At 44.0% G+C, this 16,187-nt stretch carries 17 protein-coding genes; 14 read left to right on the top strand and 3 right to left on the bottom strand.

All coding sequences use genetic code 11. The features are described 5' to 3' along the window. Positions 1-351: 351 nt before the first annotated feature. Both R7070_RS00005 and R7070_RS00010 read left to right on the top strand, forming a co-directional pair. A complete protein-coding gene (locus R7070_RS00005; protein ID WP_064354473.1) occupies positions 352-1,113 on the top strand; it encodes a hypothetical protein in 762 nt (253 codons plus the stop codon). A 102-nt stretch (positions 1,114-1,215) separates the two neighbouring features. Next, positions 1,216-2,247 (top strand): cytosolic protein, encoded by a 1,032-nt coding sequence (locus R7070_RS00010; RefSeq protein WP_205391285.1) that lies wholly within the window; start codon positions 1,216-1,218, stop codon positions 2,245-2,247. Positions 2,248-2,410: 163 nt separating this feature from the next. Here the strand turns inward: R7070_RS00010 and R7070_RS00015 are convergent, their stop codons facing one another. Next, a complete protein-coding gene (locus tag R7070_RS00015; RefSeq protein ID WP_005374274.1) occupies positions 2,411-2,767 on the bottom strand; it encodes a YibL family ribosome-associated protein in 357 nt (118 codons plus the stop codon). Between the two features lie 85 nt (positions 2,768-2,852). Beyond that, positions 2,853-3,848, bottom strand: coding sequence for a 2-hydroxyacid dehydrogenase (locus R7070_RS00020; RefSeq protein WP_054579202.1), 996 nt, complete (start codon positions 3,846-3,848; stop codon positions 2,853-2,855). Between the two features lie 241 nt (positions 3,849-4,089). On the opposite strand from R7070_RS00020, the gene R7070_RS00025 reads away from it, so the two are divergent. Further along, the gene (locus tag R7070_RS00025) at positions 4,090-4,572 is read left to right on the top strand and encodes a murein L,D-transpeptidase family protein (RefSeq protein ID WP_017819702.1); all 483 of its coding nucleotides are present in this window, start codon (positions 4,090-4,092) and stop codon (positions 4,570-4,572) included. 35 nt (positions 4,573-4,607) lie between these two features. Here the strand turns inward: R7070_RS00025 and R7070_RS00030 are convergent, their stop codons facing one another. After that, entirely contained in the window at positions 4,608-5,318 is a 711-nt protein-coding gene (locus R7070_RS00030) for a glycerophosphodiester phosphodiesterase family protein (RefSeq protein WP_017819703.1), read from the bottom strand. Between the two features lie 230 nt (positions 5,319-5,548). On the opposite strand from R7070_RS00030, the gene R7070_RS00035 reads away from it, so the two are divergent. The 11 genes from R7070_RS00035 (at position 5,549) to R7070_RS00085 (ending at position 16,172) form a co-directional block, all read left to right on the top strand. Further along, positions 5,549-6,214, top strand: a complete 666-nt coding sequence (locus R7070_RS00035) for a response regulator transcription factor (RefSeq protein WP_005386018.1) — start codon at positions 5,549-5,551, stop codon at positions 6,212-6,214. Then, positions 6,214-7,587 (top strand): sensor histidine kinase, encoded by a 1,374-nt coding sequence (locus R7070_RS00040; RefSeq protein WP_017819704.1) that lies wholly within the window; start codon positions 6,214-6,216, stop codon positions 7,585-7,587. The genes R7070_RS00035 and R7070_RS00040 overlap by 1 nt, the downstream gene beginning before the upstream one ends. Positions 7,588-7,794: 207 nt before the next feature. Beyond that, on the top strand, positions 7,795-9,894 hold the full coding sequence (locus tag R7070_RS00045) for a TonB-dependent siderophore receptor (protein ID WP_053304676.1): 2,100 nt from the start codon (positions 7,795-7,797) through the stop codon (positions 9,892-9,894). Between the two features lie 74 nt (positions 9,895-9,968). Then, positions 9,969-10,736 carry a DUF3450 domain-containing protein gene (locus tag R7070_RS00050; protein ID WP_053304675.1) on the top strand — a complete coding sequence of 256 codons (768 nt, stop codon included), beginning with the start codon at positions 9,969-9,971 and terminating at the stop codon, positions 10,734-10,736. After that, positions 10,737-12,104, top strand: a complete 1,368-nt coding sequence (locus R7070_RS00055) for a MotA/TolQ/ExbB proton channel family protein (RefSeq protein WP_256900347.1) — start codon at positions 10,737-10,739, stop codon at positions 12,102-12,104. After that, positions 12,104-12,658, top strand: a complete 555-nt coding sequence (locus R7070_RS00060; RefSeq protein ID WP_017635540.1) for a MotA/TolQ/ExbB proton channel family protein — start codon at positions 12,104-12,106, stop codon at positions 12,656-12,658. The genes R7070_RS00055 and R7070_RS00060 overlap by 1 nt, the downstream gene beginning before the upstream one ends. Continuing rightward, positions 12,655-13,059, top strand: coding sequence for an ExbD/TolR family protein (locus tag R7070_RS00065; RefSeq protein WP_005374257.1), 405 nt, complete (start codon positions 12,655-12,657; stop codon positions 13,057-13,059). Before R7070_RS00060 ends, R7070_RS00065 begins: the two co-directional genes overlap by 4 nt. After that, positions 13,059-13,679 carry an energy transducer TonB gene (locus R7070_RS00070; protein ID WP_005374256.1) on the top strand — a complete coding sequence of 207 codons (621 nt, stop codon included), beginning with the start codon at positions 13,059-13,061 and terminating at the stop codon, positions 13,677-13,679. Before R7070_RS00065 ends, R7070_RS00070 begins: the two co-directional genes overlap by 1 nt. Next, positions 13,676-14,848 (top strand): tetratricopeptide repeat protein, encoded by a 1,173-nt coding sequence (locus R7070_RS00075; protein WP_017635539.1) that lies wholly within the window; start codon positions 13,676-13,678, stop codon positions 14,846-14,848. The genes R7070_RS00070 and R7070_RS00075 overlap by 4 nt, the downstream gene beginning before the upstream one ends. A gap of 133 nt (positions 14,849-14,981) precedes the next feature. Beyond that, positions 14,982-15,611, top strand: a complete 630-nt coding sequence (locus R7070_RS00080) for a PepSY-associated TM helix domain-containing protein (protein ID WP_005374254.1) — start codon at positions 14,982-14,984, stop codon at positions 15,609-15,611. Between the two features lie 21 nt (positions 15,612-15,632). Beyond that, positions 15,633-16,172, top strand: a complete 540-nt coding sequence (locus R7070_RS00085) for a DUF2271 domain-containing protein (RefSeq protein ID WP_017635538.1) — start codon at positions 15,633-15,635, stop codon at positions 16,170-16,172. Positions 16,173-16,187: the final 15 nt, after the last annotated feature.

Below are 16,187 nucleotides of genomic sequence, written 5' to 3' on the forward strand. Positions count from 1 at the left end.
GTTGAAAGCACCGGTCTTGAAAACCGGCATACGTTAATAGCGTATCTAGGGTTCAAATCCCTATCTCTCCGCCACTTTTAAAAAAACCGCTGTTCTTACAGCGGTTTTTTTGTATCTGCTGTTTTTTAACCGCTGTTATCGAAACTTCTAATTGGTTTTTCTCTAGCTCTTTCTCCAAGTTTTTGCGTACCTACATTGGGTTTAGTTTACGCAGTAATACCTTCAATCGAAGACATTTCCATACGTCTCATTTGGGCTTCAAATAGAGCTTTGTTAAGTCTCAACGTGGGATGCTTAAACGCATTTTGATAGAGTCCCAGTCTAAATACTGCAAATGTACTTGGAGAAAAAATGAAGCTACTTTACTGGTTAGATGAATGGCAAGCTCTTACTCAACAAGAACAAGAGATGGCTTTACCTATCTCTGGCTACGATTTACTTGATGATGTGTTTGTGAAGTATGAACTCGTTGATCTTAACAAGCCATTGTTGTTTACATTTTCTCCTTCCGGTACTGATGTGCAGGTACAAGATTTAACTCCGGATTTTTCTCCTTGGGGCTACGAGCTCGGAATACAACAACAAGTAAACATTATTGCCTTTCAACATTTAGGACAAAGTAATTGGTTCCGTAGTCGGAATTTGATTTTCTTTCTGGAGCAGCTATCTGAGTTGCTTCATCCCTTCAAATGTCGTTTGGGTTATGGGCAAAGTCGAGGTGGCTTTGCAATTGGCGCGTTCGCTAACTTGCTGAAACTAGAACATCTTTTGTTGTTTTATCCTGTTAGCACTAAAAATAAAGCGTTAGTGCCTTGGGATGATCGGCCGAGTACTGAGCTTGCTCAGCAGTTTGCTTGGGAAAGCGGCTACCATGATCGAGATTTGGGCAATGCCAAAGGTTATATTATTTATGACCCATCCAATCGCATTGATCGTCTCCATGCTAAACGTTATCCAGAGCTTACCCATTTAAAAGTCGTCGGTATGGGACACGGCACTCAATCCACACAATTAGATAAATTAGAATTTTTTAATCTGGTGGCGCAGGAGTTTGTTCGCCATCAAACCTTAGATATTGACCAATTTAATAAGCAAATTCACGCTTTGTTTTAAAAGAGGACTGATATCAGAGTCCCCTGTAACCAGGGGGAGATGATCACACACTAAAACTAGATTTTTAACACAATTGCTAGGCGCAATTTAGATGGAGGATTAATGAAGTTACTGTACTGGTTGGATGAATGGCTGGCTCTTTCTCGTGAAGAACAGCAAACCAGGCCACCGATGTCCGGGGAGGACTTACTTGATGATGTATTTGTTAAGTATGAGTTTGTCGACCGCAATAAACCGTTGTTGTTCACCTTTTCCCCTGCTGGTACGAATCTACAAGTACAGGACTTACACTCAGACTTTGCGCCTTGGGGCTATCGCTTAGCCCAGAAACAAAAAGTAAATATTATTTCATTTCAGCATCTTGGGAAAAGTAACTGGTTTCGTAGCCGTAATTTAATTTTCTTTCTAGAGCAACTGTCGACTTTACTTGAGCCCTTTGAATGTCGTTTAGGCTATGGACTTAGCCGCGGTGGTTTTGCTATTGGTGCCTTTTCCAATCTATTAAAGTTGGATCAAGTATTGATGTTTCACCCGGTCAGCACAAAAAACAAAGTTTTGGTGCCATGGGATGATAGGCCAAGTACTGAATTAGCCCAACAATTTGATTGGGAAGGAAAGTATCACGACCTTGACCTTGGCGATGCAAAAGGCTACATCATTTATGATCCAACTAATGAAATCGACCGCCTTCACGCCAAACGCTACCCAGAGCTCACTCACTTAAGAGTCTTCGGGATGGGACATGGTACCCACGCGACGTATTTGAATAAATTCGGTTTTTATAAGCAAGTGGCCGTAGACTTTATACGTTATCAGAAGATAGATATAGCGCAGTTTCGTCATCAGACCAAAACGCTGCGCTTAAAAGAAGATTACTATCAGTGCCTTAACAAGGCGAATGCGAGCTCACAGCATCGTTTAAACTTACTGAGTACCGCTCATAATGTACTAATTGAAGAAAAGAAAGAACATGTGAAGGAGCATCAAGCACAAATCGATATTCAGCCACTTGTTGATATTGCACTTAAGCATGAGTATGACAACCCGCAAGATGCAGTACAACTTTTGGAAGTCGCTCAGCAGTTGGTTCCGAATGATCCCGTTGTGGAGCACAAGTTGCAGCAACTGTCGTAACGTTGAGATATAATGCGGACGATATTGGTCGAAATAGGTCAGTGGCTTTTGTCGCTGGCCTTTTTAATAGCTTATGGATTGATATTTCGATGAAATCTAATGAAGCAGTACAAAATAAAAAGCCCAAGCAAATGCTTGGGCTCCATAAATGTTAATGCGAGTTTTAAAACTCTTTTGGCGCAAAGCCTGTCATCACATCAAGGCGAAGTTCTTTACCAACTTTTGTTAATGGGTGAACGATTACTAAGCCGCGTACGCGTTTTTTCAGTTTGCCGATGTCCGCTTGTTCTGCTTTGGTGATTTCACGAGAGAAAGGCATATCAAGTAAGCTTTTACGTTCTTTGTTCAGCTCATAGTTTTGCTTGTGCTTTAACTGGTTAAGCTTTTTGGTAAGCTGTTCTACTTCATCCGTGAACTTTGTAATCATTTCGTGATCACCACGAGAACGTGCCGCATCAAGTTTACGTTGGCATGTATCTAAACGGTTGTGCAGCTTTTGAATATCAGTTTTTATGCTCATGGTAATTTGGCTCAAATTTTAAATAGTCGAGGAGTATAGCATAGCTGAGATCACACGCTCTACTATACTTCTCGATTGTCTGGCTTTAGTTAATCAGTTCATTGCCCGATACGTTACCAGAGAAAAAGGCTTCGACGTTATCAAGCGTCACAGAGGCAATGTTATTAAGTGCTTCGTGAGTCAAGAATGCTTGGTGGCCAGTAAACAGCACGTTATGACAAGCCGATAAACGGCGGAAAACATCATCGACAATGACATCGTTAGATTTATCTTGGAAGAATAAGTCTTTTTCATTGTCATACACGTCTAGGCCAAGCGCACCAATCTTACCTTGTTTCAACGCTTCTATCGCCGCTAGTGAATCTAGCAACTCGCCTCGACTGGTGTTAATGATCATTACACCATCTTTCATTTGCGCGAAGGCTTTTTCGTTCAATAAGTGATAGTTTTCTTCACTCATTGGACAATGGAGAGAGATAATATCCGCATTAGCGTAGATTTCTTCAAGCGAACAGTAACGGGCTCCCATTTCTAGCGCTAATGGGTTTTCGTAGGGGTCGTAGCAAAGCAGTTCCATGCCAAGCCCTTTGAAGATACGCATCGTCGCGATACCAATCTTACCCGTACCAATAACACCAACGGTTTTTCCGAAAAAGTTAAAGCCAACAAGACCCTCTAGCGAGAAGTTGGCGTCACGTGTGCGTTGGTAGGCCTTGTGAAGACGGCGGTTTAGGCACATCATTAAACCAACCGTGTGCTCTGCCACTGCTTCTGGTGAGTAAGCAGGAACTCGAACCACTTGTAAGCCTAGTTCTTTGGCTGCTTGTTGATCAACTTTATCATATCCCGCGCAGCGCATAGCAATAAGCTTGGTCCCGCCCAGAGAAAGCTGTTTAAGGACAGGAGCTGAAAGATCATCATTAACAAACGCACATACGACATCACTGCCGTGCGCCATCTTGGCTGTTTTTTCGGTTAGTCGGAAGTCGTGATAGTGAAATTCAAAATCGCGGTTATTTTTAATTTTATTAAAAGAGGCTTCGTCGTAGGATTTTGCACTAAAAAAAGCAATGTTAATCATGGTTCCCTCTCAAAAAGTGCGGACTTTATAAATAAATATGCTTATAAAGTAATGCAACTTAGCCGCAATGAATAGAGAAATCTTCTCTTTGACTTTTGTTGTATCAAATAACGATAAGAAGTACGCCTTTCAGCGAGTCTATCTTATGGTTCCGCATTAGATACTGTTTGCTTTACGAGCATTAACTGACTAGCATTATCGCTCTTTTCTTGTTCACTTTATTAGCTTAGGCGTTACGACAATGTCAGTAAAATGGTGCTCTATGTTCTTGTGTTGTGTGTTTGCTTCTGGCACTCACGCAGCTGTTGACCTCGTTAAAGTCGACAAGTCTAAGCGTCGAATGTATTTGATGGAACAAGGAGCAGTGCTAAAAGAATACCGAATTGCTTTAGGAGCGAACCCTCAAGGACATAAACAAGAAGAGGGAGACAATCGCACACCAGAGGGCGAATACACTCTAGATTATGTTATAGAGGACTCTGCTTTTTATCGTTCTGTGCATATCAGTTACCCTGATGCGATTGATACGTTGGAAGCGAAGCGCCGAGGTGTGTCCCCTGGAGGGAACATCAAAATTCATGGCTTAAAAAACGGTGAGAGTCAGTTGCCGATTTACATCCAAAGTTTTGATTGGACTAATGGGTGTATTGCGATTACCAACGAGGAGATGGACGAATTTATCCAGCTTGTCGAGATGGGGACACCAATTCAGATTGAGTGGTAATAAAAGGTCCCCTTTAATGTTCTGGCTCTTATAGGCTATGGCATAAAGCGCTGTGGATGATCACTAAAAATACCGTCTAATTGAGGTAGGTATTTCAGTTTATTTGGATTGTTCACCGTATAGCACATCACTTTGTAACCGGCTTGTTGGAGTTTGTTTATCTGGCGAGTACGAACCCAGTTAATATTTAGGTTGCAGCTATAGGCACTAACTTCTTCCAAAAGGCGTTTATCTTTTCTCGTAAAGAATTCACTTAACACACCCAATCGGTAGCCACTGCAGTATTTGTGCATCGCTCTAATGACGTCATGACTAAAGCTCGATAGGAGTACATTCTCTTGCGGCATTGGACTTTTTGTTAACGCATTGGCGAGAGTCTGCGCCACTTCTTCCGCTGGATGGTTGTCTACTTTAACTTCGATATTCAAGTTAAGCTTATTCTCAGTAGCTAAAGTGAGCAGTTCATCTAGTGTCACGATCTTCTCGCCTGAAAAGTCTGTGCTAAACCAACTACCGAAATCTAATGCTTTTAAGTCTTCCAGGGTGAGCTCATCAACACGCCCTTGTCCATTGCTGCATCGATTGACGGTATGATCATGGCAAACCACTAAAACATTATCTTTGGTAGGCTGTATATCCACTTCCACCCACTTCAACCCCAGGTCAATGGCTGCCTGAATGCTTATTTTTGTATTCTCAGGGTATGAACCTGCCACGCCACGGTGACCAATTAATAACGTTTCCATTCGCTTTATCTTTTGCTTTGCGGTTGCCAGATTGTACTCGTTTTTTCTATGAAGATATATCTAGGTGCATATTGTTAGGAACCTTTAGTACAAGTGAACATTAAACTCTAATAGTACGTTGCTGCTTCTTGGACTGAGTCCTGTGGACTTAAAGCCTTAGAGTGTGTAGTTGTTTAATTGGTAAATGAGTAATAAAATGCGAACCATTTTTATTTGAATGGTGAGTGGTAATGTCACGAGTTTTGATAGTCGATGATGACGTTCCTTTGTGTGAGCTGTTAGAAGCGGTTTTGCAAGAGGAGGGCTACATCGTATCTTCTGTGCATTGCGGTGAAAGTGCGCTGCAATATATGGAAAAAACGCCTGTAGATCTTGTATTGCTTGATGTCATGTTACCAAACCTTAACGGCATGCAAGTTGCTCGTAGGATCTGTCAGCGCTTCGCGACACCTATTCTAATGCTTACCGCTCTCAACGATGAAAACTCGATGCTTGATGGTTACCAAGCGGGGGCCGATCAGTATATCGGAAAGCCCTTTAATGTCGCTGAGCTTCTAATGCGCATCAAAGCGATTCTTCGTCGTGTTGGCTTGGAACGTCAACGTCAGACGATGTGTAGTACCGTTCAAACGATCAGCGACCAGCTTAATAGCTTACCCCTCACAAGTACGGAAGCTGAACTATTGAGCTACTTGGTAAAAAACCAAGGAGTCGTGATTTCAAAAGCAGAGCTTCAAACTGAAGTGTTAAAGAAAGAGCTGAGTCCTTTTGATCGCAACCTTGATATGCACATCAGTAACATACGTCGCAAGTTAGTTGAAGCGGGGCTTTCCAAGCAACATATCAAAACCTTCCGTGGCAAAGGTTACAGTTATTTAGAGGCTGTAAACCGTTAATGAAGCTCCGATGTCCACCTTTTATTGCAAAACGTAAAGATAGCTTAGCGTTCAAGTTATTTAGTTGCATGACCGCAATTGTCATTAGTATTTTGGTCGTGCAATCCTTAGCGGAACAAGCTCTGGTGAAAGCCATGTTGAAAGTGCCCGATAGTGTGCGAGAAGAAATGCTAGACCTTGCACATCAAGCCAATGTATTGATTGAGCACGGAGACATGGACGAACTTGCTGACTGGGCAAATGCGCAAAACTTTTATTTATTTGTGTTGAATGAACATCAGCAACCAGTTACGCACCGTCTGATGCATCCGCACTTCGAGTTCAAACTTCAATTTAAGAGAAGCATTGATGATCAACTTGAGGGGAAAGTGAATCGCCCCATCATCAATATTCCTTTAGTTCATGGCAATACTTTAGTGATTCAATTGCCACATCGACTGCACCCTGCAAATGACTTCATTCTGTATTTCTCTATTCTCAAAGTCGTGATTGCAGTGGTTATTTTGGCGCTCTTTTCGCTGCTAATGGCACGTAACTTACAGCAACCATTGGATCGATTGAGAGAAGCAAGCAAAAAGCTATCTAATGGCGATTTTAATGTCAGTGTCGTGAAAGAGCTGAAGTCGAGCACGCGTGAGTTTAACGAGTTAGCGCAAGATTTCGATCACATGACGCAACAGATTCATTCTCTCGCTGAAAAGCAGCGACTGCTTATAAGAGATGTCTCTCACGAATTGAGAACGCCGTTAGCGAGGCAGAACTTGGTTCTGCATCTTTTGCGAAAGCGTGTTGGAGAAAGTGAGCAAAGCCTAGTGGCAAGGCTAGAAGATGAAGCAAAAGAGCTAAACCATTTGATCAGCGATATATTGGAGTTCAGTCGCTTGGAAAATGCGCGCTTCGACAAAGCCACGAAACGCTGTGATTTAGAAGTTTTGCTCTCCCCGCAAGTAGAACGTTGCAAAATAGATTTGAAGTCAGAACAGACGTTGTCTTTCCGCTCAGAAGCTGTATGTGCTAAAGCCATTTGTGAAGAAACGCTGGTCATTCGTTGTTTGAACAATCTTATTGGTAATGCCATTAAATATTCAGGACCAGCATCTCAGATAGAAGTTTCTCTGGAAAATTATGTCAAAGAAGGGCAGCAGTTCACCACCATGTCAGTATCTGATGATGGGCCTGGTATTCCAGAGAACAAGCTGGTCGATATTTTTGATCCGTTTACACGCTTAGATGCTTCTAGAGATAAAAAGCTTGGTGGCTACGGTTTAGGTCTTGCGATTGTCAAAGAATCCATGCGTATTATGGGTGGAGCAGTCACGGCGAAAAACCGTGAGCAAGGTGGTCTGAGGGTTACTTTAGTGTTCAAGCAATAAGTATGATTAAGTTGTAATTTTTGTGATTAATGTCACATTATCATGGCGCATCATCAGAGAGTACTTTACAAAAGTTTGCAAATGCAAAGAATGTAAATTTAATGCAAATGGTAATACTTATCACTTATATTCACCCGCGAAATAATTAAGAGGGAATCGCATTCAACAAGTATGTGACCCGAAAAATAATAATCGGAGTGAAAGGATATGTTTACTAAGAGCCATTTGGCGTTAGTGATCGGTGCAGTGTTAGCAACACCTGCAGTGGCGGAAGTTCAAACAGACGAACATGTAGTTGTAGAAGGTCGAGAGTTCGGCTACAAGGCAGATACAAACAGTACAGCAATGCGCATGGAAATGACGCAGCTGGAAACGCCGGGACAAGTAGCGGTTATCGATGAAACGGTAATTGATGAGCAGCGTGCAAGTACACTTGGTGAAGTGCTACGTAACGATGCAAGTGTTAGCGCGGGTGGTACAAGCCGTAACCGCGAACGTTTCTCTCTACGTGGTTTTGAACTTAGCAGTTCAGACGGTTTTCTTCGTGATGGTCGTCAACACTGGTCACATTACCGTCAGCCAATTGAGCTTTTAGAGCGTGTTGAAGTGCTTAAAGGTCCATCAGGTCTGCTATACGGCAAATCTGAGCCGGGTGGCTTGGTAAACATGGTTTCGAAAAAACCAACAACTCAAACACAAGCAAGTTTGAGTCAAGATCTAGGTTCGAATGATCACTCACGCACTGTGCTTGATGTGAGTGGCGCACTAAATGATGCAGAGACACTGCGTGCGCGCGCAATTTTTGCCAAAGAAAGCTACGGCTCTTGGCGCAGATACGGCGATGGTACAGAGCCAGAAACAGATCGTACGGTAGCGGGCCTAGTGGTTGAGTACGACATCACCGACAACTTTATGGTATCGGCTCATTACGATCGCACGAAAGACGATGGTAGCGTGGACTCTGGCGCATACATTGTTGATGGCAAAGCGGTTCGCGGTGATAAGTACATTTGGGATGCGCAGTGGTCTGAAATTGATAACGAAGTAGAAAACTACGGTGTCGATATTAATGCGCAAGTCACGGATAACGTGAACGTAAAAGCAGGTTACAACCGTCAAGACTTTAAGCGTTTTGATGTGGAGTCTTACCCAGGTTTCGAAACTTATGACCAAGATACTAAGATCGACCATTCTGGTAACGAACGCAAAGATAATTGGGTGTTTGATACTGCATATATAGATGTGACGACGGACTTTTCTCTGTTTGGTACAGATAACACGTTTTTGGTAGGTGCGAACTATCTAGAGTATACCTATGACCGTTTCCAAAAGTATTACAACCCTATAAGTATAGAAGCCGGTCAGACAGTGCCTCGTCCTGGCTACTCAGGGAAAGTTAAACAGTCCACAAGCGAGCACGATACTTGGGGTATCTACGCGCAAAATATGATGACGATTAATGATTACTGGCAAGTGCTTGCAGGTGTTCGTTATGACGAAAAGCGTGATGATGACCTGACCGAAAACCAGGTTTCTCCAAAATTTGGTGTAATTTTCCACCCAGCGACGAATGGCTCGGTTTACGTTCAGTACTCTGAAAGCTTTATGCCGCAAGGTGAAGTCAGCAGTGGTCGTGGCAAAAAGTATATCAATGATGGTGAGAAGCTAGACGCAGAGCGTGGTATCTCTTACGAGATCGGAACTAAGTGGGAACTGTTTGATCAGCGCTTATTTGTATCTGGTGCAGTGTTTGATATCACGTTAGAGAACATCTCGCTGGATGTTGAAAGCGGCAAAGACGCGGGCGGCAATCTCCTACACAAGAAAACGCAAGGTGGTGAGCAAGTTCACAAAGGTGCTGAGTTAATGGCTCAAGGTTTTGTGACCCCAGAGTTGTCGCTAACGGCTTCTGCAATGTATTTGGATGCAGAGTTGACGAAAGCGGATAAAAAATTCGAGGGTAACCGCCCTGTAGACGTGCCAGAGTTCTCGGCAAGTCTATGGTCTAGCTACAAGGTTCAAGACAACACTAACTTAAACCTTGGTTTGATTTATGAAGGTGATCGCTACGGTGATGCAAAGAACACCTTCAAGAAAGATGGCTACGCTCGCGTTGATATGGGCGTGTCATACAAACATAAGTACGATGAAAACTTGGATATCATTGCTCGATTCAATGTCGAGAATTTATTCGATACCGACTACTTCGCAGGTGGTGGTAGCACGAATAGCGAGCAAAAAGGTGCGAGTGGGGTTGTGGTTGGAGAAAGCCGCAACTACATGGCAACAATCCAGTTCAAGTACTGATAACAATTTGATTATTAGAGGGGAAGGGTAGTCTTCCCCTTTGGTCGTTTTTGGAACACAGAAATATAACTCGTATGAATCTAATGAAATCAAGTATCGCTCTGTTGATATCATCGGTTTTGATTCCCGCTCACGCGGCGAACTTAAACGATGCACAAGCTGTGCAGAGTAAAACAAACCAGTCGTCGGCGGTAAGCCAAAAACGTATTGATGCAAGCGCAGAAAAATCACTTACTCTAGAAGCTGAAATTGAGCAGCTGCAAGAGGAAGTCGGTAACTTGAAGATTTATCGCGATCATCTTGCAAGCCTTGTTGAGAGCCAAAATCAAGAAGTTGATAGCTTGAACGAGCAAATTGAGCAGATTGCTCAAACTCGTCAAGGTGTCGTGCCTTTGATGTATCACATGCTTGAGGGCTTAAAAGTGCTCGTCGCTAACGACAAGCCTATACGCAAAACGCAGCGTGAGGAGCGAATTGCAAAGCTGGATTCCATGATGACGCGTGCAGACGTTGCAGATGCAGAGAAGTTTCGTCGTATTTTAGAAGCGTACCAAATTGAAATGGATTATGGCACCAAGCTTGGCGTTTACCAAGGCAAGATTAACCTGGGTGACAATGAAGCTGTGGAGGCGGACATTCTCTATTTAGGGCGTTTGTCTTTGGTAGCGCGTAGCTTATCTGGTGACACATTTTGGAGCTGGTCACAGCAACAACAAGCATGGCAACAAGTGGGTTCTGAGCAAAAATCAGAGCTAGACAAAGCGTTCGCTATGGCGAATAAACAGATCGCGCCGAGTATGTTAACTCTGCCAGTGTCGTTAACCGCTGCGGAGGGCAAATAAATGATGAAAAAATGGTTATCGGTTGCATTAATCTCGACAGCCGCATTAATGCCTCATACAACTTTTGCTAGTGATGCGTTGTTACAAAAGGCGCAGCAAGAAAATCGTCAACAGCAATCGCACAATGTCGCGCGTGAATCAGGTTTTAAGCAAACAGAGCAAGAGCTACAGGCTATAAAGAATAAATTGGTGGCAGAGCGGGCTGCTCTTCAAGCAGAAGCGGACTCATTAAGTGTTACCTTCGGTGAAAATGAAGCAGAACTGGCACAGCTAGAAGAAAAGTTGCGTCTAGAAACCGGGAGCCTAGGTGAGTTATTTGGCGTCGTTCGCCAGAACGCAAAAGAGCTAGAGTCTGAGCTAAAAAGCTCAGTAACCGGTGTTGATGCAAACTCATATCAGAAAGATATCGATGCTATTGTTGCGGCTAAATCACTGCCAACGTTGACCCAACTTCAGGCGATGTGGCGCAGCATGGAAGAACAAATCAAAGCAAGCGGTGAAATGGCAAACGTCTCTTTCACACTGCTAAATGGCGAAGGTCGTGAACAAACGGTTAATGGTGTTCGTCTTGGTTCTATGGCGCTGCTGGATGAGACTGGCTACGTTAAGTGGAATGGTCAACGCGGAGACGCGGTAAACTATCTTCGTCAGCCTGAGAACGGTCCAACAGCGAATACTATTTCCTCTGGTGACATTGATGCACTTGTCATTGATCCGTCACGTGGCATTCTTCTTGAACAGCTTGCAAACTCACCGACTTTGGCTGATCGCCTAAATGCGGGTGGCGTTGTCGGTAAAATCATCCTTGGTTTATTGGCTATCGGCCTATTGATTGCGCTCGTACGTGGTGCATCACTGATGATTTCGCGCCAGAAAATCATGAAGCAACTGAAAACCCCAGTGCAGCCAGGAGACAACCCTTTGGGTCGCGTGCTTGCGGTATACCAGAAAGACAAGCATCGCAGCGTAGAAGCGTTAGAACTACGTCTTTTGGAAGCTGTTGTTGATGAGCAAACCCACCTAGAAAAAGGGTTGTCGATGCTTAAGCTTCTTGCTGCTCTAGCTCCTATGCTTGGCCTACTAGGCACGGTAACGGGTATGATCGAAACCTTCCAAGTCATCACTCAATTTGGTAATGGTGATCCGAAAGTAATGGCGGGTGGTATTTCAATGGCACTTGTGACTACCGTACTTGGCCTTGTTTCAGCCATGCCTTTGCTATTAGCGCACAACGTATTGAGCTCTCAAGCAGAAAATATTCGCAGTATCTTAGAAAAACAAGGCATCGGTTTAGTTGCAGAACAAGCTGAGCGTGATATGCCGAGTAACAAAAGTCACTCTAACACCTTAGCGGAGAACGCAGCGTAATGGAGCAGATCCTACTCAGCACATTGGGTTTGATCAGTGAGGATTGGGCCACAACCTTGATGAGCTTTATGCAGCAAGGTGGTCAAATCCTATGGTGGCTGGCCGCCGTCGTGGCGGTGTGCTGGCTGTTGGTTATGGAGCGAGTTATTTATCTCACAACGGTTTTCCCTGGGGTAAAAAAACAGCTTTGTGAGCAGTGGCAAGCAAGATCAGAGCACCACTCTTGGTACGCGCATCAAATCCGTGAAGGATGGATTGCAAAAGCGCAAATCGAACTGCGCCAAAACCTATCGACTATTAAGCTACTTGTGGCGGTTTGCCCAATGCTAGGGTTGTTAGGGACGGTGACAGGCATGATTACGGTGTTTGACGTAATGGCATCGCAAGGCAGCAGCAATCCGAAATTGATGGCTTCTGGTATCTCACTTGCTACGCTGCCAACCATGGCAGGTATGGTAGCAGCGCTTGCGGGCATGTTTATTCATGCTCGCCTTAGCAAAGTGTGTGAACGAAAAGCTATCCAGTTAGAACAATCTTTAAGGAGTCAAAAGTGAGACTCGGACGCAGACCTAACCAACAAGATGAAGCTCAAGTCGATTTAACCTCGATGCTTGATATCGTCTTCATCATGTTGATCTTCTTCATTGTGACCAGTTCGTTTGTACGTGAATCCGGTGTAGAAGTGAATCGCCCTCAGGCTTCTAATGTAGTAAGTCAAAAAGACGCGGGCATTTTTATCGCAGTAACGGCAGCGAATGATGTGTACATTGACAAACGAGTGGTTGATATTGAGCGTGTTGAGGCCTCTATTGAGCACCTTTTACTTGATCAGCCTGATGCTTCGTTAGTTATCCAAGCTGACGAGCATGCTTACAATGGCACTGTCGTGAAAGTGATGGACGCTGCAAAGGCAGCAGGTGTGAAGAACATTGCATTGGCGGCGGAGAAACCTTAATGGGCAGGCTGTTACTTGCACTACCAGCATCACTGTTAATTTCTGTGAGCTTGTTTAGCTTTATGGCGTGGATGGTTGATAAAGGCAACCAGCGTGCACCAGAAGCTTCAGAAGCCGTTCGTTTTGATATGGTGATGGTAGAGAATGAAGCAGACGTGCAGCGTCGTCAACGTTCAGTGCCGGAGCAACCAGAACCACCTCAAGCGCCGGAGCCAATGGATCTGTCTCAAGCTGACACTCAAATGGAACCAATGAGTCAGATGACGCCAGTCAGTGCTTTAGGTTTAAACACTGCCCTTGAAGGCATCGCGATTAGTGCACCAAACTTGAAGGGAACAATGGGCAACCAGCAAGCACTGCCGTTGTATCGTGTTGATCCTCGCTATCCAAGTAAGGCGCTGAAACGTAGAGTGGAAGGTTATGTCATTATGCGTTTCACGATCGATGCAACTGGACGACCAAAAGATATTGAAGTGATCGAGGCTGAGCCCGAGCGCATGTTTGAAAGGGAAGCAATCCGTGCGCTTAAAAAATGGAAGTATCAGCCAAAAGTTGAGGATGGTGTGTCAATTGAGCAGTTCGGACAAACCGCTAAAGTGGAGTTCAAGTTAGCCAAATGATGAAAAAATTCTTAATCGGTACGGTATTAAGCCTGAGTGCACTCTCAACCATTGCCAGTGAGTTAAGCCAATACACCGCAGCGAGAGTTCAACGAGCACATAATTTGGCTCAAGAAGAGAAACTGAAAGAAGCGATTTCATCTCTTGAAGCTATGGAGCTTTCTCGTGGATATGACCAAGCTTATGTCGCTCGAATGTTGGGTATTTTTTACTGGCAGAACGAGCAAACTCAAGCGGCGATTAAGCAACTTGAGTTGGCAGTCAATAGTGGTTTGCTACAAGATGAGCAAGCATGGCAAACCCGAAAAATGTTGGCTGATATACTGCTGAACGAGCAACGTTTTTCTAAGGCTTTACCTCATTACTATGCCTTGAGCAAAAACATTCCTAAAGGTCAAAAAGCGCATGAGCTATGGCTGCGTATTTCCCAATCTCATTATCAACTGAGTCAGTGGCAAAAAGTGCTTTCAGCAATGGCTCGTTATGAGAAATTTGGTCAGCCAGACAAGCTTGGCGCATTGTCGATAAAGCTTTCTGCTGAGCTAGAACTGAAAAAGTGGAAGCCGGCAATCTCGACCATCAAACGCTTAATCGTGATTGAACCTGAGCGAATTGAATGGTGGCGTCAGCTTGTTGCTCTATACCTACGGGTTGATGACAACAAACGTGCCCTAGACTCTTTGGCGTTGGCAAAACTGAAAGGGTTACAACTTAGCCAAGATGACTTAAAGCTGCTGGCACAATTGTACGCGAAACGAGGTATTCCTGAGAGAGCTGCGTTGGTGATGAACGAGCTAGAGGATGTAAACTCGAATAGTAAGCTAAAAGCTCAGCAAGCAACGTATTGGCAAATGGCAAAAGAGTGGGAAGAGTCTATTGATAGCTGGCGTATTGCAGCTCAGCTAGATAGGCAGTATTACTGGAACTATTCTCAACTGTTGGTGCAAGAAGGCCATTATAAAGATGCCATTGCCGCGCTCGATAAGGTCAGAGGTCGTAAAGCGGATGTTGCACTTATCAAAACTCGCGCTTACTACAAACTTAAGCGGTTTGACGATGCGCTCGCTAATGCCAAAAGAGCGAATGAGATTAAGCCATCGAATCAGGCAAAGAGTTGGGTTAAGTATCTATCACAGCTACGCAAAGTAGAATCGACGCAGAACTCATAGCGAACATTTTTATTAAATACCCGAGCTCAGTCTCGGGTATTTTTTTGTTTAAAGTAAACAATGTAAATTAAATGCCAATACGAATGATTATCACCTAAATTATGCCCCACATTTATTGGTGATGATTGTTTCTATGTTGCTTAAAAGCAAAGGTGTTCAAACTTGGGCTCGCCGCCTACATATCTATATTTCGATGGCTCTTCTCTTAGTTACGCTGTTTTTTGCAGTAACTGGTATTACCCTCAATCGCCCCGAATTGTTTGAACGCAGCGAACCTATCATTCAACAACATACTCTGACGGTTCCGCACTCAGTTTTATTCTCACATTCAGATACCTTTCAACCTAATCGTGAAGGGCTGGTGGCTTTCTTGACTAAAGAAACCGAGCTTCGCGGCACTCCCTCCGCACTAGATGTGTATACCGAAGTTGAGCAAGGTGAGTTGTTACTCGGAGAGCTTTCTATGGATTTTAAAGGCCCGGGTTATAACGCTACGGTCTTTATTGATATGACTACTGGTGCAGCAGACGTCGAAACGACGCACTACGGTATTGTTGCGCTGCTGAACGATCTACATAAAGGACGCAACAGTGGTGGGATTTGGAAGTGGTTTATCGACGTCACTGCGCTTTTGATGGTGTTTTTTGTTCTTACAGGCGTGTGCTTGTTACTGCCTAAGAAGAAGACGCTCAGAACGTCAATGCAATGGATGAGCTTTGGTACGTTACTGTCGCTCGTAATTTATTTTGTTGCTGTTCCATAACAGCTTTTTTAGAGAACACTTATGTTGAACACAGGAAGATTTTTCCGCCGTAATCACTTTTGTAAAGCCGCTTTGATCGCGGCTTTTACTCCTTTCTCTCTTTCCGCGGCGCCTCTACCAGATAACGCGAAGGTCGACTTCGAACTCGAACTTCCAAAGATAGATACCTCAATGTATGCACGCCCTTATGTGGCGGTTTGGGTTGAAAACGATCAGCGTAAACCGGTTAAAACCATCCAGTTATGGGTAGGGAAAGACGAATGGTTAAAAGATCTACGCAGCTGGTGGAGAAAAGCGGGTCGTTATGATCGTGAACTTGTTGATGCGGTGACTTCTGCAACACGTCCTGCTGGTCAATACCGCTTTGTCTGGGATGGAACCAATGACGCAGGGGAGCGTTTGGAACAAGGAAATTACACGTTGTACGTCGAGGTCGTTCGTGAACACGGTGGGCGAAACTACTTACGTCAAAAAATAACGCTAGCGGACAGTGACGTGCGCTATGAGCTTAAACCAACACAAGAGACGGGTGTCATCACCGTCAATTATCAAGTTAAGTGATTAAAGGACACAACA

Source organism: Vibrio sp. 1557, assembly GCF_033340175.1.
In the GTDB taxonomy this organism is placed as follows: Bacteria; Pseudomonadota; Gammaproteobacteria; order Enterobacterales; family Vibrionaceae; genus Vibrio; species Vibrio alginolyticus.

Bases quoted from the DNA above. Each gene is read 5' to 3' on its own strand.
- R7070_RS00005 (WP_064354473.1), top strand. From the start codon at position 352: ATGAAGCTACTTTACTGGTTAGATGAATGGCAAGCTCTTACTCAACAA.
- R7070_RS00010 (WP_205391285.1), top strand. From the start codon at position 1,216: ATGAAGTTACTGTACTGGTTGGATGAATGGCTGGCTCTTTCTCGTGAA.
- R7070_RS00015 (WP_005374274.1), bottom strand. From the start codon at position 2,767: ATGAGCATAAAAACTGATATTCAAAAGCTGCACAACCGTTTAGATACA.
- R7070_RS00020 (WP_054579202.1), bottom strand. From the start codon at position 3,848: ATGATTAACATTGCTTTTTTTAGTGCAAAATCCTACGACGAAGCCTCT.
- R7070_RS00025 (WP_017819702.1), top strand. From the start codon at position 4,090: ATGTCAGTAAAATGGTGCTCTATGTTCTTGTGTTGTGTGTTTGCTTCT.
- R7070_RS00030 (WP_017819703.1), bottom strand. From the start codon at position 5,318: ATGGAAACGTTATTAATTGGTCACCGTGGCGTGGCAGGTTCATACCCT.
- R7070_RS00035 (WP_005386018.1), top strand. From the start codon at position 5,549: ATGTCACGAGTTTTGATAGTCGATGATGACGTTCCTTTGTGTGAGCTG.
- R7070_RS00040 (WP_017819704.1), top strand. From the start codon at position 6,214: ATGAAGCTCCGATGTCCACCTTTTATTGCAAAACGTAAAGATAGCTTA.
- R7070_RS00045 (WP_053304676.1), top strand. From the start codon at position 7,795: ATGTTTACTAAGAGCCATTTGGCGTTAGTGATCGGTGCAGTGTTAGCA.
- R7070_RS00050 (WP_053304675.1), top strand. From the start codon at position 9,969: ATGAATCTAATGAAATCAAGTATCGCTCTGTTGATATCATCGGTTTTG.
- R7070_RS00055 (WP_256900347.1), top strand. From the start codon at position 10,737: ATGATGAAAAAATGGTTATCGGTTGCATTAATCTCGACAGCCGCATTA.
- R7070_RS00060 (WP_017635540.1), top strand. From the start codon at position 12,104: ATGGAGCAGATCCTACTCAGCACATTGGGTTTGATCAGTGAGGATTGG.
- R7070_RS00070 (WP_005374256.1), top strand. From the start codon at position 13,059: ATGGGCAGGCTGTTACTTGCACTACCAGCATCACTGTTAATTTCTGTG.
- R7070_RS00075 (WP_017635539.1), top strand. From the start codon at position 13,676: ATGATGAAAAAATTCTTAATCGGTACGGTATTAAGCCTGAGTGCACTC.
- R7070_RS00080 (WP_005374254.1), top strand. From the start codon at position 14,982: ATGTTGCTTAAAAGCAAAGGTGTTCAAACTTGGGCTCGCCGCCTACAT.
- R7070_RS00085 (WP_017635538.1), top strand. From the start codon at position 15,633: ATGTTGAACACAGGAAGATTTTTCCGCCGTAATCACTTTTGTAAAGCC.